The organism is Bacillus sp. FSL L8-0152 (genome assembly GCF_038006365.1).
GTDB lineage: Bacteria > Bacillota > Bacilli > Bacillales > Bacillaceae_G > Bacillus_A > Bacillus_A cereus.
Genome location: NZ_JBBOVB010000001.1, coordinates 1,942,921 through 1,965,427 on the forward strand (window position 1 = coordinate 1,942,921; position 22,507 = coordinate 1,965,427).

Here is a 22,507-nt window from a genome sequence, read left to right on the forward strand (position 1 = left end):
TCATATTATACATATAATGGAGGGGATGTACATGAAGGAGCAATATAAAATCATTGTTTTAAGTGATGAATTATCAGGGGATAGGATTCGAAATACGTTAGACAAAAATAAATGTAAAACAATAGTTCATGTTGTAGACGTTTCAAATGTTGTTCGTATAGAAAGTTCTTTTCAATATATAGTCATTTGGAGAGTGGACGCAGAAAAACTTACAAATGACTTGATAAATAGGGGCGTGCAAAGTTCAAAAATTATTAATTTAACAAAATACATGTATGAATGGAAGGATAAATTAATTTCTATCTATCAAATAAATCCGGATCTTATGTCTTTATACATTTCTATGAAAAAAGCAAAGAGTGATCCGACGTATGAATTGTTTGCTACCGGTTTGTCTTATCCACATTGTGGCATAAGTACGGAGCTTCTCTCAAAAAAGTCAATAAAATTAACACTTCCATCGCAAGATCTATACTATGATTATTTAATAGCGTCACAACTTTTATCAAACAATCATTCATTTCAATATTGTTTAATAGGAATAGCCTATTTCTCGTTTTACTTTGATATGTCGTTATCATCTGAATCATATAGAATTCACAAAGTATATTATCCATTGTTTCAAGATGGTCATCATACTGTAGTTCACTCTCCTCTACCCACTGATGGATTCTCACATCTAAATACTCCGAAACCACTTCTTTCTATTTTTAATTTGCATTTTGAATATATTTTATTAGACGAACTAAAAGATGAATCATTGATACTGCCTTGGATAAATGCTGAATGGAATACTACTTCTCTTCATATTCCTTTTGAAGAACACGGGAAAATAAGAGCAGCTTCACATACTAAATTGGTGTATCCTCATACTTTAGTTGAAAATAAAATGATTTTTAAGAAATATTTAGAATTACTGTTGAAAAACGATATAAAGCCATTAATTGTTGTATTCCCTGTTACTTCACATTATTTCAATTGTAGTAGTAAGAAATTAAAAGAAGATTTTTATAAAGTTATAAATGAGTTTCAAACTCAATATTCTTTTCAAATCATAGACCTATTTGATTCGCCATTATTTTGTGAGGCTGATTTTTATGATAGTGATCATATGAATAAAAAAGGTGCAAATAAAATGTCCGCTTTATTAAATATGTTTATTCAGGAACGAAAAGTATGATATTTTGTTTCATGTTTGCATAAAAGTATATAGGCTCCATACAGTTAAAGTAATGTGATTTTTGTGTCGCGTATATAAATAATATGCGAAGAGGTGAGAGAGTTAAAATGAGAACTCGTATTGAAAGAACTGAAGAGGTGGTAGAGCAACTTCCATTGGTAAGTGTATTAATTCCTACGTATAATCGTCCTCGTTACTTTGAAAAGGCGCTATGTAGTGTGTTAGAACAAACGTACCCTAATATAGAAATTATAGTTGGAGATGACAGCACGAATGATGAAACAGAAAAAGTGTTACAAAAATACTTATGTGATCATTCAAATATTATTTATATAAAAAATAGATCAACTCTCGGACAATTTGAAAATGCGCTAATGTTATTTAATGAAGCGAACGGTGAATATATAAATTTTTTAATGGATGATGATGTATTTCATGTGAATAAAATTGAAAAAATGATGAAGTATTTTTTCGATGATTTAGATAATGAAATTAAGCTTGTAACATCTCATCGTCAAGTCATTGATGATAAAGGGAAAGAGCTACGACATATTTATTCGACTGTCCGTTTATTTGAAGAGGATACCATTATAGCGGGAACAGAATTAGGAAATAAGGTAATTGTGGATCAAAAAAATTATATTGGAGAACCGACAACAGTTTTATTTCGTAAAAATGATTTACAAGAACCGTTTGGGATTTTTGATAAGAGGCGGTATTTATGTAACGTAGATATAGCTTCATGGTTATCTTTATTAAGTAAAGGAAAAGCTGTATATATAGCAGAGACACTTAGTTACTTTCGATTACATCCAGATCAACAGTTAAATGAATCTAATAAAATGATGGATGGGTTAGAAGATTTTTCACACAGTATTATAGCAGGAGAACAATATGGTTTCTTATCCACTGAAAAAGAGTTAGACAAAGCGATAACTAATTTTCTAGATTATGCAAGAAGGATAGTTCCATCATCAATATTATATACATTAGACTATTACCAAAAAATTAGAGCGAAGAAAATAAACATAGAAAAGAAAAAACAACATATAAATAATAATTCTTCTTTACCGAAAGTAAGTATACTTATTCCTGCATACAATAGACCTTATTACTTGGAATTAGCACTCAACAGCGCTTTGAATCAAACATATGAAAATATTGAAATTATTATTTCTGACGACAGTACAAATAATGAAGTCAATGCTATGATTCAACCGTACTTACGTGAATATGAGTGTATTACATATGTAAAAAATGAAACGCCGTTAGTTGCCGAAAACTTTAATAAGTGTGTAGAACTTGCGAATGGGGACTATATAAACTTTTTATTAGATGATGATTTATTTCATCATGAAAAGATCGAGAGAATGATGAAATACTTTTTGGCGTTAGAAAATATTTCATTTGTGACGTCATATCGTGAACTGATTGATGAGAATGGAGAGATATTACCACCTTCAACATTAAATATGAAAATCGCGAAAGAAACTACACTTTTTGAAGGAAAAGAATTAGGGAATTATATGTTAAAAAACTTGAAAAATGTAGTTGGTGAGCCGACAACTGTTTTGTTTAATCGGAATTTGTTTGACGGGAAGTTTGGATATTTTAAAGGAAAGGCTTATTCTGCTATTAATGACATTGCAACTTGGCTAGATATGATGAGGAAAGGAAAAGTAGTTTATATACATGAACCTCTTAGTTATTTTAGACAGCATAGTGGACAAAATCAAAAACAAATGCATTTTATTTTAATGACAATTGAAGAGTGGATTGAATTAATTATAGATGCATATAATAGTGGGTTTTTAAGCTCCGAAAGTGAGTATAAAGAGAGTTTATCTTATTGTTTAGAAAATGCGGGATTTATAGTTAAGGATGCAGTAAGAAATGGCGAACTAGATCAAATTTATAATGAAAAGATAAAAAAAGGCTTAAACAAGTTAGTTGCTCATATGTTCGAGAAAGAATGTTGTTATTGTCAATATTGCAATCAACAATTTGAAAAATTTTCACCTTGGCCAGCACATTATGATTTTCCGAAATATAAATTTGAAATGTGGAATAAAGATACAGGGATATGTCCAGTTTGTAATTCGATGGATCGTGAAAGATTGTACCGTGCGTACATTGAAACGGAAACGGACTTGTTAAATAGAAACTATACAATGCTTCATATTGCACCTGAAGCAAAGTTAAGAGATTGGTTTAACGAGTATAAAAATATTACGTATGTATGTGGTGACTTAGAACCAAAGGATCCATTAATGAAGGAAATTGATGTTACAAGAATTACATATGATAGTAATACTTTTGATGTAATATTATGTAGCCATGTATTAGAACACGTTCCTGATGATGACAAAGCAATGCGAGAGTTATATAGAGTGTTAAAGCCAAATGGATGGGGAATTATTCAAGTACCAATCGTAATGAATGTAGATTTTATTATAGAGAATGAATTAATTGTAACACCACAATTGAGGAAATTAGCTTTTGGTCAAGAAGATCATGTGAGAATTTACAATCAATCGGGATTTATTCAACGATTAATGAATGCAGGATTTAAGGTAGAATTATATAACATAGCGGAAAAACAAGGAATGAAAAGTGCTAGGAAATTTGGATTATCTGAAACAGATATGCTCTATATTGTCCGAAAATGATAGGAAGGAATAGATAGATATGGAGAATATTCCTTTTTTACGTGCTTCAACTGTACCTGTAAGTGAGTATTTGGACGAATTGAAGGAAATTGATACATCTCACATATATACGAATTATGGACCTATAAATCAACGTTTTGAGGAAACAATTATGTCGTCATTTTTTCAAAACAGGGGAGCTGTTACAACAGTAGCAAACGCAACGTTAGGGTTAATGGCGGCTATTCAACTAAAGAAAAGAAGAAAGGGAAAGTATGCTCTCATGCCTAGCTTTACATTCCCTGCGACTGCCTTAGCCGCTATTTGGTGTGGATTGGAACCTTACTTTATTGATATTTCAATAGATGATTGGTATATGGATAAAACGGTACTTTTGGATAAGATAGAAGAATTAAAAGAAGAGGTTGCGATTGTTGTCCCGTACGCCACCTTTGGATCATGGATGAACTTAGAAGAATATGAAGAATTAGAGAAGAAGGGGATTCCGGTTGTCGTAGATGCGGCGCCGGGATTTGGATTAATGAATGGAGGGATGCATTACGGTCAAGATTTTAGTGGAATGATCGTATATAGCTTTCATGCAACAAAGCCGTTCGGAATTGGTGAAGGAGGGCTCATATATAGTAAAAACGAAGAAGATATACAACGTATTAAAAGAATGGGGAATTTCGGATTTGATAAAAATCGTGAATGCACGATGATGGGGTTTAATTGTAAAATGTCTGAATACGCAGCAGCTATTGGGATTGCGACTATAAAAAAGTGGGATCAAAAATTAAAAGAACGCACCCGTATTTCTGAATGGTATAAACAGTTGTTACAAAATACTAGGCTAATGAAAAAAGGGTGGAATGTCCAAAAGACAGAAGCAGTTATTCACCAATTTATGCCTATCATTTGTCCAGAAGAAGTTCGCAACATACAAGTAATAGAAGAACTGAAAAAACAGAAAATAGAAGCTAGATTATACTTTTCACCATCTTGCCACCAACAAGTTCTTTTTAAAAACTATAAGTCTACAGATTTAACAAAAACGAATAAAATAGCAAAACGAATCGTAAGTTTACCTTTATGGGAAGGAATGACGAAAGAACTAGTAGAGCAAATTGTAATCTGTTTAGAGCAGAAGGTGGTGTCGGTAGATGAATAGTTTTTATAGTCAAGAAGAACTAAAGAAAATTGGATTTTTATCTGTTGGGAAAAATGTATTGGTTAGTAAAAAAGCAAGTATATATAATCCGAGTGCTATATCAGTTGGCAATCATGTAAGAATTGATGATTTTTGCATTTTAAGTGGTAAAATCACAATTGGAAGTTATTCGCACATATCAGCGTATACAGCGTTATATGGAGGGGAAGTTGGGATTGAAATGCATGATTTTGCAAACATCTCAGCTAAAACAATCGTATATGCAGTACTTGATGATTTCAGTGGAAATACATTAATGGGGCCAACCGTCCCGAATCAATATAGGAATGTGAAAGCAGAAAAAGTTATTTTAAAAAAACATGTGATTATTGGTGCTAATTCTATTATTTTTCCAAATGTAACGGTAGGAGAAGGAACGGCAGTCGGCGCGATGAGTATGGTAAAAGAGAGTTTAGATGATTGGTATATTTACGCTGGAGTTCCCGTAAGGAAAGTAAAACCTCGTCAAAAAAAGATGCTAGAGTTAGAAATTGATTTTTTAAAAAGTATTCATTCTTAACAAAAAAGAATGAATGCTTTTTATTTTTATCCCGCTATTTGCTGGTAAAGATTCGACTGGTGAGGGCTAATTAAAGTTTCACTTTATGATAGAGCGGAGTGTATCTTAACTTATTATGTTTTAAATTTTGCTGACCAAGGCAATACTGAGCCATAGTGAATGTAAAGTTGGAGGGCGAGCGTATATGTTTGATGAGGATGGGATTGTTTTAATTATGGAACCAGCTGATGAAAGAAACTTGAGGAGATTTATTTTTTCAGTGCCAAAGTCAGTGTATGAAAAGAAGGGGCTTACATTACACTATGGAACAGCTATAGGACAAGGATATATGGATATAATTGAAGATATTATAAGCGTACATATAGAAATAGATGTTGTAACGATAATAGGGCATGTAAGAGGATAAATAGCTATTTGAAAAAGGTTATAAACAATTTAGCTAGAAGTTATGTATAGAGAAAATTACAGACAATGATAAAGACGAAGGGAGTCTAAAATGAAAATAAAATCAATTTTATTAGTATTTATAGTTTCAATTGGTTTAATGGGATGTTCAATAGTGGAAGAAGGAAAGAACTCCATAGATTATGCTCAAAAGGCGACAGACTATGTAAATGAAATAAGTGCATTTGCAAACGATGCACCAGCATTAGCAGAAAAGGCCGTTAATGATAGCGAGGCTCGAAAAGAATTAGAAACGAAGCTTAGTGAAATTAAACAAGATATACCCGCATTCAATGAATTAACGCCACCTGATGTAGCAAAGGATCTTCATCAACAAATCGTCGGATATAACGAAAAGTTAAATACGTTAATTGATACGGCGATGACAAAGATAGAAGAAGGAAAAGTGGATGTAGAGCAATTTAAAAACTCAGAGCTTATGCAGACCGTAGATCAAGTTCGAGATTTGAAAGATAAGGTGCAAAATTTAGGTCAATAGTAAAAAGCTCCGTTTGTGATAAACGGAGCTTTTTATTATTGGATACAATAAACGATTACACCAACGATAATAATAGCTGCACCAAGTAAATGATTCCACTAAATCGTATCTCCAAATAGAAATACTGACCAAAGCATTGACCATAGTATAATAATCCCGCGATGTGAATATGCTTTTGAAATTTCGAAATGTTTAATTACTTGTTGCCATAACATTGCATATCCGAATAAAAGTACAACTAGTCCGAAATAAGTAACAAAAATTAGGTGGAAGCAATTGGGAATTGAGCTGCCCATTTCATGTAAACCATAATGATAGAATATATCAAAAAGCTACATGTAAAAATACATAATTTTTAATAGTTGGTTTCATTTATTCACTCTCTTTTGCATATAAATATATATTTATACCTAATTTTTCTAATAATAGATATTGGAACCTATTTTGTTTAATCTTTCACATTCCAAATTACATAGTATCATGGCTTTTATTGTAAAACAATAGAAGCCATGCATTCATTTTTTCCAAGGTTCTATAATATGTATCGTTTTATTTGTTGCATCCATCTCTACTTGAACACCAATAGGCATGGTGATCATTGGATGTGTATGGCAACAATCGAAGTCAGCTAGAAAAGGAATTCTTTGATTTTGAAGTACTTCTAACAGTATTTCAAAAGGTTTTCGATTTGTACCACAATCATCAAATTGCTCATGTTTTCCAAGAATGATACCTGAAATTTTATCGAATACACCGTTAATTTTAAGGAATGAAAAGCTTCTTTCGATAGTAGCTGCATCTTTTGAACTGTCCTCAATAAAGAGAATATCGCCTTCTTGAATATGTGGCATATAGGGGCTAGCCCAAATTCCTTGTATCGTGTTTAAATTCCCGCCAATAATACGGCCAGTAGCTTTTCCGTCAATTACTGAAATCCAATTGTTTGGTCGAAGTTCTTTCTCCTTCGTCTTTTCTTCCCAATTAATAAATTCATCTGACCAAAATAATGGTTGTTTTATATGATAAGGAAGAGATTGATCATGTAGTAAAGTTTCTGCAAAATATTTGTATGTACAATTAACAAAAGGTTCAAATTCGCCAAAGGAAGGGACGAGAGCTGGCCCATAAAATGTAGGGATTCCTGTTTTAGCATAAATTCCTAGTAATAAAGCAGTTGCATCTGAATATCCAATCATTATTTTAGGGTTATTTAGAAAAGCATCATAATCAATATAAGGTAATATTGAATTTGAATTCATCCCACCAATTGTTGACATAATACAAGAAATATTAGGGTTTCTTATCAAGGCATTTAGTTCATCAGCACGCTCTTGTATACTACCAGAACGATAAAAATCATATCGACCTGTTAATGAACCTTCTAATATATGAAACCCTTTCTGTTGTAAGTAAGATTTTGCTCGTCCGAATCTATTTGGGGAAGTGTAGGTTACTGGTGAAGAAGGAGAGTAGATCCCAATTGTGTCTCCATATTTTAATGATTTTGGAAGTAGCATTTGTATGAAACCCTTCTATTAAATAGTTTATTTACAAGATTTTATTGTTGAATATTCTTATATTTCAGTATTATTAGTGTAACATAAACAAATTAAAATAATAATTACTGTATATGAATAAATATACTTTTTACCTTGACTGTATAAAGGAATTGTTGTTAAGGTTAAATGTGAGTGTATAAAAGGTTTGCTAAAGGAGTTTTGAAATGAATCGGTTAAAATGGGGAAGGATGACAGTCCTATTAGTCATTATTTTAGGGATATGTTGGTTCTTATTCCAAGGAAATCAAAAGAGCGTAGCGAATGTAGAAGGACAACCTTTGCAAGTGGCAGAACTACCTAAAGCAGGATTTACTGAAAAAGTAGTCCCGCCAAAGTACATCCCACCAGAAATTAACGCAAAAGCGGCTATGATTATCGATGCGAGTGATGGAGATATTATTTATCAATATAATGAAAATGAAGCTTTTGCACCGGCTAGTATGTCTAAGATGATGACAGCGTATCTCCTACTAGAGAGTATACATAACGGGAAAGTTCGCTGGGAAGATCCAGTTAAAATGAGTGCGAAGGCGGCACAAACAGAGGGAGCGAGAATCCCAGTACAAGTTAATGACACATTAACTGTTAAAGATTTATATCATGCATTAATGATTGAGTCAGCTAATAATTCAGCTGTGGCTTTAGCAGAACATATGGCAAAATCGGAGAAAGATTTCGTTCAGCTTATGGATGCAAAAGCGAAACAGTTAAAAATGTCGGAACATGCTAAATTTGCAAATGCTTCTGGATTACAAGAGCCAGATGGAAGTGAAACAAAAATGACGGCTGGTGATGTAGCACAATTGGCGTATCATCTTATAAAAGATTATCCGGAAATATTAGAAGTGACTCACTTACGTCAAAGTCAGCTAGCATTTAATAATATTAATGTTATAAGCACAAACGACATGTTAAATAAAAATAATAAAAGTTTATATATAGAAGGAATGGATGGACTAAAGACTGGATTTACAGATAGCGCAGGATACTGTTTTACGGGGACTGCAAAGCAAGGTGATAATCGAATTATTACAGTGGTCATGGGGACATCAAGTAAAACAAAACGTTTTACAGAGACAAATAAGTTAATGTCGTATGCATTTGGATTAGTTAATTAAGTAAAATACGAATCTAGATCGCTACATAAGTAAGACTGTTTGTTGTTACTAATTTTAGATAACAACAAACGGTCTTTTTATTTTAACTTTAAAAAGGAAAAAGATTCTAAATACAAGTGTTATCATTTGAGTTTATTTGTTGCTGTGATATTATAAAGTTATAAGCTTATTAATAATAAGTTTGAGGGGCGTAATATGACATATACATATGAAATAGCCTCAATTGAAAATTGGAGGGAATTATGATGGCAAAAGATTTTTACTCAGCAATTGAAGACAGAAGATCTATTTATGCAATTAGTAAAGAGCAAGTAGTTTCTGATGAAAAAATTCAAGAAGTGATTTATCATGCTGTAAAACATACACCTTCAGCTTTTAATTCTCAAAGTGCTCGCGTTGTTGTTTTATTAGGAGAACAACATGATAAATTATGGGATATTACGAAAGAAACATTAAGAAAAATTGTACCTGAAAATAACTTTGCACCTACTGAAGAAAAAATGAATGCATTTAAAAGTGGTTATGGAACGGTTTTATATTTTGAAGACAGTGAAGTTGTGGAAGGCCTTCAAGCAAACTTTGCATTATATAAAGATAATTTCCCAACTTGGTCTCAGCAATCATCAGGAATGTTACAATTTGCAATTTGGACAGCTTTAGAAATTGAAGGGTTTGGTGCTACGTTGCAGCATTACAATCCGCTAATTGATGAAGAAGTGAGAAAAGAGTGGGATGTTCCAGCAAATTGGAAGCTCACTGCGCAAATGCCATTTGGTAAACCGGTAGTACATGCTGGTGAAAAAGAATTCCAACCGTTAGAAAACCGTGTGAAAATTTATAAATAAAATAATTTGATAAAAGGTGAACAGGAATATAACCTGTTCACCTTTTTTATACGTAATAAGGGTTTTTTTGTCCAGCATTTTTCATCTGATTTTTTAATTCATTTTTACGTATTTCAATAGCTGATACTTTTTGTAATGTTATCATTGAAACGAATTGAATAAAAGCATAGTATAGCTCTATATTTTTTTGTATTGGATCATCTATTATATTTCTCACAAATATGCCTCCTCTTTTTATTCCAATAAAATTCCGCATTAATGGGTAGCCCGAGTAGTGAGGGTTAATAATTAGCGGGGGGATAAAACCTTTACTAATTAAAGTTTTATTATGATATATAATACTATGATTATCCTATAAATTCCATTATCGGAAAAGAAAACAGTTGGTATAGTGTGTGTTTTCTTTAAAGGAGAAATGGTTTTTGTGAAATAAATCTTACAATTCGTCAAATTATTTCAAAATTGTAGATAGTATAGAAATTTAGTTTTCTAAAAATATTATACTATTGATAAATAGAGTGATTTTTGTCATGATGAAAGTATACTTCATGTAAGGAGCTTTATAAGGAAATACATAATGTGGTTTGTATTAGGTTAATAGAATTTTTTATAGAAGATAGAAAAGGGATGTTTTATATTGAGATATTAAATAAAATGTCGAATTTTCATGCGATATATAAGAAATTTGAAAAAATAATTGCAAAAACACTATAATTAATGATAAAGTTCACATGAAGTTCACACGGATTTCACTTTGTTCATTTAAAATGAACTCTGTGTGAAAAATAAAACTCTTGCTAAAAAATGGAACTGGATGAATATTTTACTTTGATAATATTGTAAAGTATTAAAGTTTTAAGTTTTTTTTAAGAGGATAGTAGGGAAAGGAAGTAAAGACAACTTATGAAAAAAGTAATTGCAGGTTTAGCAGCAGCTTCTGTAGCTGGCGTTGCAGTTCCAGGAATGGATTCTGCTCATGCACAAGTTTCAAATGAAGCGCTAAAAGAAATTAATGGACAAACTCAAACTCAAACGACTGTAACTGAAACAAAAACTGTAGAAACAACTTCTGAATTAAAATACACAGTAACTGCTGATGTATTAAATGTTCGTTCAGGTGCTGGTACAGGACATAACGTTATTTCTAAAGTGAAATCAGGTCAAGTGCTACAAGTAGTTGGACAAGAAAACGGTTGGTTCAAAGTAAACGTAAATGGTCAAACAGGTTATGTAAGTGGTGACTTCGTAATGACTGGTGGCAAAACAGGAACGACTGTTCAACAAGGAACAGGTACTTACACAGTAAACGTTTCTTCACTTAACGTACGTACAGGCCCAAGTACATCTCATACAGTATTAGGTTCTGTAAACAAAGGTAAAACAGTACAAGTTGTAGGTGAAGTACAAGATTGGTTTAAAATCAACTTCAATGGTGGAACTGGATACGTAAGCAAAGACTTCGTAACAAAAGGTGGTTCTGCTGTATCTAACCAAACACAACAACCAACTACAAACAACAATACTACAACAGTTCAAACTGGTGGTTCTTATGTTGTTAACACTGGTGCTTTAAAAGTACGTACAGGCCCAGCTACATACAACGCTGTAATCGGTGGAGTAACAAATGGTAAAGTACTAAACGTTACTGACGCTGAAAATGGCTGGTACAAAATTAACCATAACGGCCGCACGGGTTACGTAAGTGCAGACTTCGTTAAGTTTGTAAAAGGCGGAGTAAACAACGTTACAAATAACAATAACAATAACGTTACAAATAACGTTCAACAACCAGGTAAAGACGTACAAAAACCAACAACAGGTGGAGATACATCTTCAATCGCTGGATTCGCTAGATCTTTAAATGGTTCACCATACAGAACTGCTGGTACAACACCTGCTGGTTTTGACTGCAGTGGATTCATTCACTACGTATTAAATCAAACTGGTCATAAAGGCGCTCGTCAAACAGTTGCTGGATACTGGAGCTCTAAAACAAAAACTAGCAATCCACAACCAGGTGATTTAGTATACTTCCAAAATACTTATAAATCAGGTCCTTCTCACATGGGTGTTTACTTAGGAAACGGTCAGTTCATTAGTGCAGAAACAGATGCAACTGGTGTACGTATTAGTTCTGTAAGTAACTCTTACTGGAGCAAGCACCTATTAGGTTACACAAAAGCATACTAAGAAAAAGTAGTTTTATATACTTTTCGTATAGAGAAAAGGCTTTCCAAGGAAACTTGGGAAGCCTTTTTATAGTTGTATAAATTGGAAGTTTAATAGTTTTTATTTTAAATTTCCATTTAAAAATCGATCATATAAGTCATGGAAATAGTTAGGACGAAATAAGTTCGCTGCATGTCCTGCTAAAGGTATTTCCTTATATAGAACGTTAGGTAAAATAGATTTCAAATCAAATAGACAAGATTTATAGAGATGATCATGCTCTCCCATTACCCATAGTATAGGGTGAGGAAGTGATTTTAATTTAGACTTTAAATCGAATTCTAACCGATGTCGTAATGACTGGGCAATAATGGATGAATGTAATTGTAATCCGAAACGGTAGTAAATATTTCTTGAAATGACTGCAAACGGATTTGCTTTTAGTATACCACTTGGAAAAATAGTATTTGCGTATTGAGAGAGCCATTTAGAGTATTCATCCCCTCGCTTCTCCCAAAAATTTTGGAATACGCTATATAAGCGAGAAGGGTTATTGTAATGTCCTCCAATATGACAAATACTTAATACTTTTTCTGGATGCATTTGTGCAAAAATCGTAGAGATGTAACAGCCGTAACTTAGCGCACAAATATGAGCTTTTTTAATACCTTCTTGTTCATATAAGTTTAATAATTGATCTACGAGACGCTGTAATGAAAAGTCGATTGCTTCTCCTTTATCATCACCGTGACCTAATAAGTCATAAGTTATAATGTTGTAGGAGGCAGAAAATCGTTTTTGCTCCTTTTTGAAGGCGCGACGATTGCCAACTAATCCATGAATAAAAATAATTGTTTCCTTTTCAGAATGTATATTTGTTTGCAAAAAGGATACTCCTTTCACTAACTGGAGATTTATATCGTGTTTTAAATTATTTATCTATAATTCACATAGAATAATATTAAGTACCAGGTAATAATATCAGATGTTTATATCTGTTGTAAAGATGAGTTTTTATGTATATTTTGTAAAAATAGAAAAAGTGTGTTTACATTCAGTTTACATTTGTATCGTATTCTAATTTTAGAAAGAATAGTTTGGTTTAACATGAGGAGATGAACAGGAATGGAAGTTAGAAATGAAATGAAGAAAAAAGGGAGCTGGAGGCAGTTTTTACGCCTTATTCAAGATACAAATCCTCCGAAAGGAATTTTAATTTTTGCGTTATTAATGAGTTTGCTTTCTACGGGAGCGAGTTTATTTATTCCTATGCTAACAAAAGGATTAGTAGATAATTTTTCGCTTTCTTCAATTAGTGCAGGACAAATTGTTGGGTTAGTTGCTTTCTTTGTAATGCAAACTATTGCGGCAGGGTTGTCTATATATTTACTAAATTATATTGGGCAGAAGATTGTAGCGGGACTAAGAGAACGTTTGTGGAAAAAGGTACTTATCTTGCCGGTATCTTATTACGATCAAAATAGAACAGGTGATACCATTAGCCGTATGACGAATGATACAGGTGTTGTGAAAACGTTAATTTCTGAGCATTTGTCAAACTTATTAACAGGTGGTATTTCAATTGTTGGATCGTTAATTGTATTATTTGTGTTAGATTGGAAAATGACTGCGTTACTTTTAACGGTTATTCCGTTGTCTGTATTAATTTTAGTTCCACTTGGACGAAAAATGTATAAGATTTCAAAAGCGCTTCAAGATGAAACGGCATCTTTTACAAGTGTGTTAACGCAAGTGTTATCAGAAATTCGTTTAGTGAAATCTTCAAATACAGAAAAAAGAGAATATGAAACGGGTAATACAGGCATACAAAAGTTATTACAATTTGGTTTGAAAGAAGGAAAAGTGCAAGCATTAATTTCGCCAGTTATGTCGTTTGTTTTAATGGCACTACTTGTTATTATCGTAGGATATGGCGGGATGAGAGTTTCTAGCGGTGCATTAACAACTGGTGAACTTGTAGCGTTTATTTTGTATTTAGTTCAAATTGTAATGCCGATGAGTCAATTATCTATGTTCTTTACACAATTCCAAAAGGCAATTGGTGCAACGGAAAGAATTAGTACGATTTTAGAATATAAAGTAGAAGATCATGAAACTGGTGTGAAAGTGACAAATGCTAAGCAACCGATCGTTCTTGAAAATGTACATTTTGAGTATAACGAAGAAGAGCAAGTTTTGAAAAATATTGATTTTACAATTGAATCTGGAAAAGTGACAGCGATTGTAGGACCAAGTGGTAGTGGGAAAACAACGTTATTCTCATTACTGGAACGTTTTTATGAGCCAACTAGTGGTGCCATTAAATTAGGAAAAGAATCAATTACGAGTTATTCATTACATTCATGGCGACGTCAAATCGGTTACGTATCACAAGATAGTCCGTTAATCGATGGAACGATTCGTGATAATATTTGTTACGGCGTTGAAGGTGAAGTAACGGATGAAGAAATTGAAAAAGTAGCAGCAATGGCATATGTTGATGCATTTATTCATGACTTACCAAACGGTTATGCAACAGAAGTTGGAGAACGCGGTGTGAAGCTTTCTGGTGGACAAAGACAGCGAATTGCCATTGCCCGAGCGTTACTTCGAAATCCGCAAATTCTTATGCTCGATGAGGCAACTTCAAGCTTAGATAGTAAATCTGAGTCTGTCGTTCAAAAAGCGTTAAATAACTTAATGAAAGGCAGAACAACGTTAGTGATTGCGCATAGACTTTCTACTGTTGTAGATGCAGATAAAATTATCTTTATTGAAAAAGGGAATCTTACAGGTAGTGGTACGCATGATGAATTATTACAGACGCATGATATGTATCGTGAGTTTGCAACGCAACAATTGAAAATTAAAGAGGGTGCATTTTAAAAAAATATATTAGATGCTAAGTAGAAAGGAAATGGTTCCTTTGATACCTAAAATTTTAATAGTAGACGACGATCCACACATTAGGGAACTCGTTTCTGTATTTTTAGAACGAGAAGGTTTTCAAACATATGAGGCAATTGATGGAGTAGATGCACTTCGGAAAATGGATGACGTAAAAGTCGATATGGTTATTCTTGATATCATGATGCCAAATATGGATGGATTTGATGTATGTTTTGAATTAAGAAAATACTATGATATCCCGGTTCTGATGCTAACTGCCAAAGGGGAAACATCACAAAAAGTAAAAGGATTTCACCTTGGAACAGATGATTATCTTGTAAAGCCATTTGACCCTATAGAACTAGTAGTGAGAGTAAAGGCATTATTGAAACGTTACCAAATTACAGTTTCACAATCGATTCAAGTTGGAAATGTATTATTAAATCGTAAAACATTCGAAGTTACATCTGAAGAACAAACGGTTACGTTACCGTTAAAAGAATTTGAGTTACTCTTTACTTTAGGGTCTAAATCGGGAAGAACTTGTTCGAGAGAGCAATTAATTGAGGAAATATGGGGATATGACTTTGAAGGGAATGAACGTACACTAGACGTTCATATTAATCGGTTACGTGAGAAGTTTCAAGAAGAACAGTCGAATTTTAGTATTAAAACAATAAGAGGATTAGGGTATCGCTTAGAGGTAAGTAAATGAGAAAAAGAAAACGGATGAGTAAGTTGAAGATGCTGAAAGTATTTGGAGCGGTATTAGCGCTCTTTTCTTTTCTTACTATCATTTGGTCTATCGCATTTTATGTAGCAACTAGTATATTGAATGCTTTTGACGTAAACGTATCGCCATTTGTTGCCTTTCTAATTAGTGATATGGTCGGTTTTGTATTTATTATTCTTATTTGGACATTAATTGGAATATTAATGAGGCCAAAACGAGAGGCAATGATTTGGACTATTATTGAACCGATACAAAAAATTGCAAAAGGAGACTTCTCCGTAAAAATACGAAATGAAGAAAAGTATGATGGAGAAATTGGTGTGCTCGTAAAAAGTATAAATGATATGACAGATGAACTGAATACGATGGAGAAAATAAGACAAGAATTTGTATCGAATGTTTCTCATGAAATACAGTCACCATTAACTTCTATAAAAGGGTTTGCTAGAGCACTACAAGAAGATAATCTTTCTGAGGAAAAAAGAAAACATTATCTTACCATTATTGAAACTGAAACAACGAGATTATCTAAACTAAGTCAAAACTTATTGAAGCTAACTCTTTTAGAATCAGAAGAGTATATACCAGAAAGAGTGAGTTATCGATTAGATCAGCAGTTAAAGCAAATTGTGTTAAATAGTGAACCGCTCTGGGCTGAAAAAGAAATCGAGTTAGAACTAGATTTAGAAAAAGTACATGTTATTGCTGACCAAGAAAGTATGAGTCAAGTGTGGATTAATTTAATTCATAATAGTATTAAATTTACTCCAAGCGGTGGCACGATTACTATTCAGTTAAAGGAACATGAAACAGTAGTGGAAGTGCGCATCCATGATTCGGGAATCGGTATATCAGAAGAACAGAAACAACATATTTTTGAGCGTTTTTATAAAGCGGATTCTTCACGAAATCGTGCCTATGGAGGAAGTGGCTTAGGTTTAGCTATTGTAAAAAAAGTACTCGATCTTCATCATGGGGAAATAAAAGTTGAGAGTGAGGAAGGGAATGGCACTGAATTTATTGTGTGTATTCCTAATTATGAAGAAAAATAGTGTAGTGATAAAGAACCATTTTTTATTTCATACGCAGACACTCTCTTATGAGGAGGGTGTCTTTATTTTGCATGAATAAGGATAAATACGTGCAATGAATTAATAGTAATTTTCTATAGTTACCTACAAGTAACCTACGCACATGAAAGTGCATCATTGCCTTTTTACATAAACATAGATACAATTTTAATATAATACATAACAGAGATGATTAAGGAGTGTTATACTTGGCAGAATTATTACAAGGTAAAAATGCTTTAATTACAGGAGCAGGTAGAGGGATTGGTCGCGCTGTAGCAATCGCATTAGCGAAAGAAGGCGTAAATGTAGGCTTATTAGCTCGTTCAGAAGAAAACTTAAAAGCTGTAGCGAAAGAAGTAGAAGCAGAAGGTGTAAAAGCCGTTATTGCAACTGCTGATGTTTCTTCATACGAAGAAGTAACAACTGCGATTGAAACGTTAAAAAATGGTTTAGGATCTATCGATATTTTAATTAATAACGCTGGTATTTCTAAATTCGGTAAGTTTTTAGAACTAGATGTTGCTGATTGGGAAAAAATCATTCAAGTAAACTTAATGGGTGTATATTATGCAACTCGTGCTGCTTTACCAAGCATGATTGAACAACAATCTGGTGATATCATTAACATTTCATCTACAGCAGGACAAAAAGGTGCACCTGTAACAAGTGCATATAGTGCTTCTAAATTTGGTGTCCTTGGCCTAACAGAATCGTTAGCGATGGAAGTTCGCAAACATAACATTCGTGTAACAGCTTTAACTCCAAGTACAGTAGCGACTGATATGGCTGTAGATTTAGGGTTAACTGATGGAAACCCTGATAAAGTAATGCAAGCAGAAGATATTGCAGAATTTATCGTAGCGCAGCTGAAATTAAATAAACGTACATTTATTAAATCTGCTGGGCTTTGGTCTACTAATCCATAGGAAGTAAATTTAACTTTAAAAGAAGGGATATCTATTCTGTAAGGGGTAGATGTCCCTTCTTTATTTTTTGTATTGGAGACAGAATTTTCGGTATAATTAAAAGTGAATGGTAGAAAGCATTGGGAAATTGAAAGGGATGGTATTTACATGAGTACAATTGAAAAATGGACGGCTGTTGATCAATATATGAGTGATGTATTAATACCGAAAGATTCTACATTAGAAGGGGTTCTTCAAACTAATGTTGCAGCTAATTTGCCAGCACATGATGTATCACCAATGCAAGGGAAGTTTTTACAACTATTAGTACAAATTCAAGGGGCTCGTAATGTTTTAGAAATTGGCACGCTAGGCGGGTATAGCACGATATGGCTTGCTAGAGCATTGTCATCTGGAGGCCGAGTTGTTACATTGGAAGCAAGTGAAAAACATGCTGAAATTGCACGTAGCAATATTGAGCGTGCTAATTTGACTGATAAAATTGAAATACGAACAGGATTAGCGTTAGATTCTTTACAACAAATAGAAAACGAGAAGTATGAACCGTTTGATTTTATTTTTATAGATGCTGATAAACAAAATAACCCTGCTTATTTTGAATGGGCACTAAAACTATCACGACCGGGTACTGTAATTATTGGGGATAACGTAGTACGTGAAGGAGAAGTTATTGACAATACTAGTACCGATCCTCGTGTACAAGGGATACGTCGTTTCTATGAATTAATAGCTGCTGAGCCACGTGTTAGTGCTACAGCGCTTCAAACTGTCGGAAGTAAGGGATACGATGGATTTGTAATGGCAATCGTAAAAGAATGAGGTAAGGAGATAGATAGAATGAAAAAGATGTTTGAAAAATTATAACATGTATCTTGTATAACGAGATTAGCTCGTGGGCCTCCGACATACATAACACTATATTATATATCAAAAAATTGGAGGCTATAAGTAGATGAGAACTGAAAAAGAAATGCTAGACTTAATTATTAATACAGCAAAAGAGGATGGAAGAATTCGAGCAGTTATCATGAATGGATCGCGTGTAAATCCAAATGTGAAAAGAGATTGTTTTCAAGACTATGATATTATGTATGTTGTAAATGATATACAATCTTTTACGTCTAATCATAATTGGGTTCATAGATTTGGAGAAATAATGATAGTACAAATGCCAGAAGAAATGTCGTTAGTTCAACCAGATGAAGATGGGAAGTTTCCGTATTTAATGCAGTTCATGGATGGGAATCGGATTGATTTAACGCTAGTTCCAGTTGAGTTAATAAAAAAGTTCGTTGGACAAGATAGTTTAAGTAAATTATTTCTCGATAAAGATAATTGTATGGAAGGATTCCCGCCAGCAAGCGATAAAGATTACTTAATAAAAAAGCCTACAGAAAAAGAGTTTTTGGATTGTTGTAATGAATTTTGGTGGTGTAGTACGAATGTGGCAAAAGGGCTATGGAGAGAAGAGCTTTCTTATGCAAAAGGAATGCTTGAGGGACCAGTGCGAGATATGTTCATCGTAATGCTAGAATGGTATATTGGTATGAAAACAGATTTTACAGTTAATGCAGGGAAGTTTGGAAAGCATTTCGAGCAATATATTGAAAAAGATATGTGGGTGCAATTTAAAAGAACATTTTCTAATGCAGAATATGAAAACATATGGGAGTCATTCTTTGTCATGGGTGATTTATTTAGGGAAGTGGCGAACGAAATCGCTAACAAATATGAATATCAATATCCGCAAGATGATGATGATGATAAAGTGACGAACTATTTAAAACATGTGAAAGCTTTGCCAAAAGATAGTACATCGATTTATTAATAATAGTAAGCAGTAAGACTGTCCTAATTAAGGACAGTCTTATTTTTGTTTATGAATAACAATTTCTCTAACAAAGTGCAGATGAATTACATATGAAAATTTAGGGAGGTTTTTTATCATGTATTATTTTTATTCGCCAGAAATGTTTGCTCCATATCAATGGGGACTAGAACGAGATGTTTCGTATGCTTATATGCCATATAACTCATTTTATTATGGAGACTATATAAGCGCATTGCCATACGCATATATCCCTCAAAGCTATGAAGTACAAATGAAAGCAGATGATCGTGGATCGTGGACACCATTTACATGGGTTGAAAAATATGCGTACGCATTTTCAGGACCGTATAATAAAGCGGAAGTAGCTCTTACATTTGATGATGGACCAGATTCAGAATTCACGCCAAAAATATTAGATAAGTTAAAACAACATAATGTAAAAGCTACTTTTTTCTTACTTGGTGAAAACGCAGAAAAATTTCCGAATGTAGTAAAGCGTATTGCAAATGAAGGGCATGTAATTGGTAATCATACGTACAGTCATCCGAATTTAGCGAAAGTAAATGACGCTGAGTACCGTAATCAAATTATAAAAACGGAAGAAATATTAAAACGTTTAGCCGGCTATGCTCCTAAATTTATACGTCCACCGTATGGTGAAATACTTGAAAATCAATTGAATTGGGCAACTGAGCAAAATTTTATGATCGTACAGTGGAGTGTTGATACAGTTGATTGGAAAGGTGTAAGTGCCGATACGATTACAAATAATGTGTTAGGGAATTCATTTCCAGGTAGTGTCATACTGCAGCATTCTACTCCAGGTGGGCATTTACAAGGATCTGTTGATGCACTAGACAAAATCATTCCGCAGTTAAAAACGAAAGGGGCACGTTTTGTAACACTTCCAAGTATGTTCCAGACATCGAAAGAAAGAAAGTGAATGTGTTATAAATTGGAAAAATAAGGGTTGTGTCGTATAATGAAAGTGTAAGTTAGGGGGGATATAATTAATTGATGCACTAGTAAACATAGGAATAAGCATATTGATTGGTATTATTTTTATACTTGCGGCAATTATTCTTCAAAAAAATCCACCGACCGATATTAATGCGGCATATGGTTATCGTACGAAACGATCTATGAAAAATAAGGAATTATGGGATGCGGGTAACAGGTATAGTGCAGAAGTGATGAAGCAAAACGGATTTATCATGATGTTAATTGGAAGTGTTATTAGTATACTGTTTAGATATCCACATACAATAATAGCGATTATAGTGGTTATGCTGTTATTAATCATTCGTTTATTTATACAAGTAGAGAGTAGATTAAAAATACTTGAACAATAATAAAAAAATAGGACTCTACGCAATATTTTGCTAGGAGTCCTATTTTATTTATAAACTATTATTTTTTAATAATTCTTTTCCTTGCTCTATAACAAATTCATAGTATGCAAGATCATACGGATAAATATTTTCAAATGTTATCGTAATCGGTGTATTGTTTAAGACTGAAATAGTCGTTAAAGATGAAATCTCTCCTTTTAAAAGTTGTAGAAAAGAAGTTGCATGTACTTTCATCACATCGTCTACTTCTTCACCTGGTGCGAATGGAAGTGGATTGATGACATTGTGAAAATACATATGACAAAATTCACGATCAGTAAGATTTGAAATTTCATAATCTATTTTAAAGATTCCTTTGTATACTAAATCAGTAGTTTGAAAGGAAAGCCCCAATTCTTCTTCGATTTCACGAAGACCACCAATTTGTACATCTTCATCATGCATAATATGTCCAGCTGAAGTAATATCCCATATACATGGAGCTTCTTTTTTGTTTTTAGAGCGTAATTGGAAATATAAGAATATATCGTTAGCATCTTTTTCTACAAACCAGCAATGAAATGTTTCGTGCCAATCGCCGTCACGATGCACTTCATCACGTAATTTCTTCCCAAGTGTATTTCTTTCAGGATCAAATATTGTTAACCACTCTGTCATTTTAATTCCCCTTTCCTCAAATTTTATTATACAATATTTGTATTGAATTTTGGGAAAATAAAGAAAAAGGGGCGATTATAAGTGGAGATAGAGCGTATGGAAATAAAATCGATTATTTCAACAGAGGAAGAGTTACGGAAAATATTGGGGCAACCAAGTGAGCGAGCATTGAAAAAAGTTATTTCATCATTAGACCACCATTGTGTAGATTTTCTTTCTAAATCTCCTTTTCTAGTATTATCTACTGCAAATAAGTTGGGGGAGTGTGATGCCTCGCCGCGAGGAGACGCACCTGGATTTGTATACGTACTCAATAATAATAAAATTATCATTCCAGAAAGACCAGGAAATCGTCGTATAGACTCCATTTTGAATATTATTTCAAATCCACGTGTAGGACTAATCTTTTTTATTCCAGGTCTTGGGGAGACACTGAGAATAAATGGCCGAGCGTATATTATAAACGACGAAGAAATTTTGAAAGAAATGCAGGCGAATGGACGCAATCCGTTGCTTGGAATTGTTGTTGAAATAGAAGAGTGTTATATTCATTGTGCAAAAGCGTTTATTCGTTCTAAGATGTGGTATCCAGAATCTTGGTTAAATAAAAAAGAGTTACCATCAGCAGCAAAAATGTTGCTGGAGCATGCGAAAGTGAATACTTCAGAAGAAGATGTTGCACGTTCTTTAGAAGAAAGTTATACAAAAAGATTGTATTAAAAATTTTATTAATATAGTTTTGTAGAGCGGATATGTACGGGTTTTAGAATGGGGAATTTATATATGAACCGTTGATTTATAAACTGGAGAAATAACAAAATAGGTAAATTGAGTGGCGGTTGCATAATGATATT

22 protein-coding genes and 1 pseudogene are annotated in these 22,507 nt (G+C 33.2%); 18 read left to right on the top strand and 5 right to left on the bottom strand.

What is annotated here, in order from left to right; genetic code table 11:
- The first annotated feature begins 31 nt into the window (after positions 1 to 31).
- The 6 genes from MHH27_RS09895 to MHH27_RS09920 all read left to right on the top strand — a co-directional run bounded on the left by MHH27_RS09895 (position 32) and on the right by MHH27_RS09920 (position 6,501).
- Positions 32 to 1,180, top strand: a complete 1,149-nt coding sequence (locus MHH27_RS09895) for a hypothetical protein (protein WP_340942380.1) — start codon at positions 32 to 34, stop codon at positions 1,178 to 1,180.
- Positions 1,181 to 1,287: 107 nt separating this feature from the next.
- A complete protein-coding gene (locus MHH27_RS09900; protein ID WP_070757554.1) occupies positions 1,288 to 3,849 on the top strand; it encodes a glycosyltransferase in 2,562 nt (853 codons plus the stop codon).
- Between the two features lie 19 nt (positions 3,850 to 3,868).
- A complete protein-coding gene (locus MHH27_RS09905; RefSeq protein WP_098235575.1) occupies positions 3,869 to 4,999 on the top strand; it encodes a DegT/DnrJ/EryC1/StrS aminotransferase family protein in 1,131 nt (376 codons plus the stop codon).
- On the top strand, positions 4,992 to 5,558 hold the full coding sequence (locus tag MHH27_RS09910; RefSeq protein WP_001084185.1) for an acyltransferase: 567 nt from the start codon (positions 4,992 to 4,994) through the stop codon (positions 5,556 to 5,558). The genes MHH27_RS09905 and MHH27_RS09910 overlap by 8 nt, the downstream gene beginning before the upstream one ends.
- A 184-nt stretch (positions 5,559 to 5,742) precedes the next feature.
- Positions 5,743 to 5,964, top strand: a complete 222-nt coding sequence (locus MHH27_RS09915) for a hypothetical protein (protein WP_000459099.1) — start codon at positions 5,743 to 5,745, stop codon at positions 5,962 to 5,964.
- A 90-nt stretch (positions 5,965 to 6,054) separates the two neighbouring features.
- Positions 6,055 to 6,501 carry a DUF6376 family protein gene (locus MHH27_RS09920; RefSeq protein ID WP_000695203.1) on the top strand — a complete coding sequence of 149 codons (447 nt, stop codon included), beginning with the start codon at positions 6,055 to 6,057 and terminating at the stop codon, positions 6,499 to 6,501.
- A 101-nt stretch (positions 6,502 to 6,602) separates the two neighbouring features.
- On the opposite strand, the pseudogene MHH27_RS09925 reads toward MHH27_RS09920, so the two are convergent.
- Positions 6,603 to 6,873: pseudogene (locus tag MHH27_RS09925) on the bottom strand (hypothetical protein); the annotation flags it as partial.
- A 143-nt stretch (positions 6,874 to 7,016) separates the two neighbouring features.
- Positions 7,017 to 8,018 (bottom strand): S66 family peptidase, encoded by a 1,002-nt coding sequence (locus tag MHH27_RS09930; protein ID WP_090976228.1) that lies wholly within the window; start codon positions 8,016 to 8,018, stop codon positions 7,017 to 7,019.
- Positions 8,019 to 8,224: 206 nt separating this feature from the next.
- Between MHH27_RS09930 and MHH27_RS09935 the strand changes: the two genes are divergently transcribed.
- Complete coding sequence (locus MHH27_RS09935; protein WP_001080881.1) at positions 8,225 to 9,178, top strand: D-alanyl-D-alanine carboxypeptidase family protein; 954 nt, start codon at positions 8,225 to 8,227, stop codon at positions 9,176 to 9,178.
- Between the two features lie 242 nt (positions 9,179 to 9,420).
- Complete coding sequence (locus MHH27_RS09940) at positions 9,421 to 10,023, top strand: nitroreductase family protein (RefSeq protein ID WP_002093949.1); 603 nt, start codon at positions 9,421 to 9,423, stop codon at positions 10,021 to 10,023.
- Between the two features lie 46 nt (positions 10,024 to 10,069).
- On the opposite strand, the gene MHH27_RS09945 is transcribed toward MHH27_RS09940, so the two are convergent.
- Positions 10,070 to 10,240: a hypothetical protein gene (locus MHH27_RS09945; protein ID WP_063547083.1), complete on the bottom strand. Its 171-nt coding sequence runs from the start codon at positions 10,238 to 10,240 to the stop codon at positions 10,070 to 10,072.
- 686 nt (positions 10,241 to 10,926) lie between these two features.
- Between MHH27_RS09945 and entFM the strand changes: the two genes are divergently transcribed.
- Positions 10,927 to 12,213: an enterotoxin EntFM gene (entFM, locus tag MHH27_RS09950; protein WP_340942384.1), complete on the top strand. Its 1,287-nt coding sequence runs from the start codon at positions 10,927 to 10,929 to the stop codon at positions 12,211 to 12,213.
- A 99-nt stretch (positions 12,214 to 12,312) separates the two neighbouring features.
- On the opposite strand, the gene MHH27_RS09955 is transcribed toward entFM, so the two are convergent.
- Positions 12,313 to 13,077 (bottom strand): alpha/beta fold hydrolase, encoded by a 765-nt coding sequence (locus tag MHH27_RS09955; RefSeq protein ID WP_023521720.1) that lies wholly within the window; start codon positions 13,075 to 13,077, stop codon positions 12,313 to 12,315.
- 240 nt (positions 13,078 to 13,317) lie between these two features.
- On the opposite strand from MHH27_RS09955, the gene MHH27_RS09960 reads away from it, so the two are divergent.
- The 8 genes from MHH27_RS09960 (at position 13,318) to MHH27_RS09995 (ending at position 20,996) form a co-directional block, all read left to right on the top strand.
- On the top strand, positions 13,318 to 15,078 hold the full coding sequence (locus MHH27_RS09960; RefSeq protein ID WP_098251023.1) for an ABC transporter ATP-binding protein: 1,761 nt from the start codon (positions 13,318 to 13,320) through the stop codon (positions 15,076 to 15,078).
- A 40-nt stretch (positions 15,079 to 15,118) separates the two neighbouring features.
- Positions 15,119 to 15,796, top strand: a complete 678-nt coding sequence (gene hitR, locus MHH27_RS09965; protein WP_141541719.1) for an envelope stress response regulator transcription factor HitR — start codon at positions 15,119 to 15,121, stop codon at positions 15,794 to 15,796.
- Positions 15,793 to 16,866, top strand: coding sequence for an envelope stress sensor histidine kinase HitS (gene hitS, locus MHH27_RS09970; protein ID WP_340942387.1), 1,074 nt, complete (start codon positions 15,793 to 15,795; stop codon positions 16,864 to 16,866). Before hitR ends, hitS begins: the two co-directional genes overlap by 4 nt.
- A gap of 227 nt (positions 16,867 to 17,093) precedes the next feature.
- Positions 17,094 to 17,813, top strand: a complete 720-nt coding sequence (locus MHH27_RS09975) for a 3-ketoacyl-ACP reductase (RefSeq protein WP_000818985.1) — start codon at positions 17,094 to 17,096, stop codon at positions 17,811 to 17,813.
- Positions 17,814 to 17,960: 147 nt separating this feature from the next.
- Positions 17,961 to 18,632, top strand: a complete 672-nt coding sequence (locus tag MHH27_RS09980; RefSeq protein WP_090976720.1) for an O-methyltransferase — start codon at positions 17,961 to 17,963, stop codon at positions 18,630 to 18,632.
- Positions 18,633 to 18,765: 133 nt separating this feature from the next.
- Positions 18,766 to 19,641, top strand: coding sequence for an aminoglycoside 6-adenylyltransferase (locus MHH27_RS09985; protein WP_340942388.1), 876 nt, complete (start codon positions 18,766 to 18,768; stop codon positions 19,639 to 19,641).
- A 118-nt stretch (positions 19,642 to 19,759) separates the two neighbouring features.
- Positions 19,760 to 20,587 (top strand): peptidoglycan-N-acetylglucosamine deacetylase, encoded by an 828-nt coding sequence (locus MHH27_RS09990; protein WP_000291203.1) that lies wholly within the window; start codon positions 19,760 to 19,762, stop codon positions 20,585 to 20,587.
- 70 nt (positions 20,588 to 20,657) lie between these two features.
- Complete coding sequence (locus MHH27_RS09995; RefSeq protein WP_025118474.1) at positions 20,658 to 20,996, top strand: SdpI family protein; 339 nt, start codon at positions 20,658 to 20,660, stop codon at positions 20,994 to 20,996.
- Positions 20,997 to 21,044: 48 nt separating this feature from the next.
- On the opposite strand, the gene MHH27_RS10000 is transcribed toward MHH27_RS09995, so the two are convergent.
- Positions 21,045 to 21,653, bottom strand: a complete 609-nt coding sequence (locus tag MHH27_RS10000; RefSeq protein WP_098251026.1) for an NUDIX hydrolase — start codon at positions 21,651 to 21,653, stop codon at positions 21,045 to 21,047.
- 81 nt (positions 21,654 to 21,734) lie between these two features.
- Here MHH27_RS10000 and MHH27_RS10005 point away from each other — a divergent pair, with 81 nt between their 5' ends.
- Positions 21,735 to 22,373, top strand: a complete 639-nt coding sequence (locus MHH27_RS10005; RefSeq protein ID WP_340942391.1) for a pyridoxamine 5'-phosphate oxidase family protein — start codon at positions 21,735 to 21,737, stop codon at positions 22,371 to 22,373.
- Positions 22,374 to 22,507: the final 134 nt, after the last annotated feature.

Excerpts from the sequence above, each read along its gene's own strand:
- MHH27_RS09895 (WP_340942380.1), top strand. The coding sequence starts at position 32 with ATGAAGGAGCAATATAAAATCATTGTTTTAAGTGATGAATTATCAGGG.
- MHH27_RS09900 (WP_070757554.1), top strand. The coding sequence starts at position 1,288 with ATGAGAACTCGTATTGAAAGAACTGAAGAGGTGGTAGAGCAACTTCCA.
- MHH27_RS09905 (WP_098235575.1), top strand. The coding sequence starts at position 3,869 with ATGGAGAATATTCCTTTTTTACGTGCTTCAACTGTACCTGTAAGTGAG.
- MHH27_RS09910 (WP_001084185.1), top strand. The coding sequence starts at position 4,992 with ATGAATAGTTTTTATAGTCAAGAAGAACTAAAGAAAATTGGATTTTTA.
- MHH27_RS09915 (WP_000459099.1), top strand. The coding sequence starts at position 5,743 with ATGTTTGATGAGGATGGGATTGTTTTAATTATGGAACCAGCTGATGAA.
- MHH27_RS09920 (WP_000695203.1), top strand. The coding sequence starts at position 6,055 with ATGAAAATAAAATCAATTTTATTAGTATTTATAGTTTCAATTGGTTTA.
- MHH27_RS09930 (WP_090976228.1), bottom strand. The coding sequence starts at position 8,018 with ATGCTACTTCCAAAATCATTAAAATATGGAGACACAATTGGGATCTAC.
- MHH27_RS09935 (WP_001080881.1), top strand. The coding sequence starts at position 8,225 with ATGAATCGGTTAAAATGGGGAAGGATGACAGTCCTATTAGTCATTATT.
- MHH27_RS09940 (WP_002093949.1), top strand. The coding sequence starts at position 9,421 with ATGATGGCAAAAGATTTTTACTCAGCAATTGAAGACAGAAGATCTATT.
- entFM (WP_340942384.1), top strand. The coding sequence starts at position 10,927 with ATGAAAAAAGTAATTGCAGGTTTAGCAGCAGCTTCTGTAGCTGGCGTT.
- MHH27_RS09960 (WP_098251023.1), top strand. The coding sequence starts at position 13,318 with ATGGAAGTTAGAAATGAAATGAAGAAAAAAGGGAGCTGGAGGCAGTTT.
- hitS (WP_340942387.1), top strand. The coding sequence starts at position 15,793 with ATGAGAAAAAGAAAACGGATGAGTAAGTTGAAGATGCTGAAAGTATTT.
- MHH27_RS09980 (WP_090976720.1), top strand. The coding sequence starts at position 17,961 with ATGAGTACAATTGAAAAATGGACGGCTGTTGATCAATATATGAGTGAT.
- MHH27_RS09985 (WP_340942388.1), top strand. The coding sequence starts at position 18,766 with ATGAGAACTGAAAAAGAAATGCTAGACTTAATTATTAATACAGCAAAA.
- MHH27_RS09990 (WP_000291203.1), top strand. The coding sequence starts at position 19,760 with ATGTATTATTTTTATTCGCCAGAAATGTTTGCTCCATATCAATGGGGA.
- MHH27_RS10000 (WP_098251026.1), bottom strand. The coding sequence starts at position 21,653 with ATGACAGAGTGGTTAACAATATTTGATCCTGAAAGAAATACACTTGGG.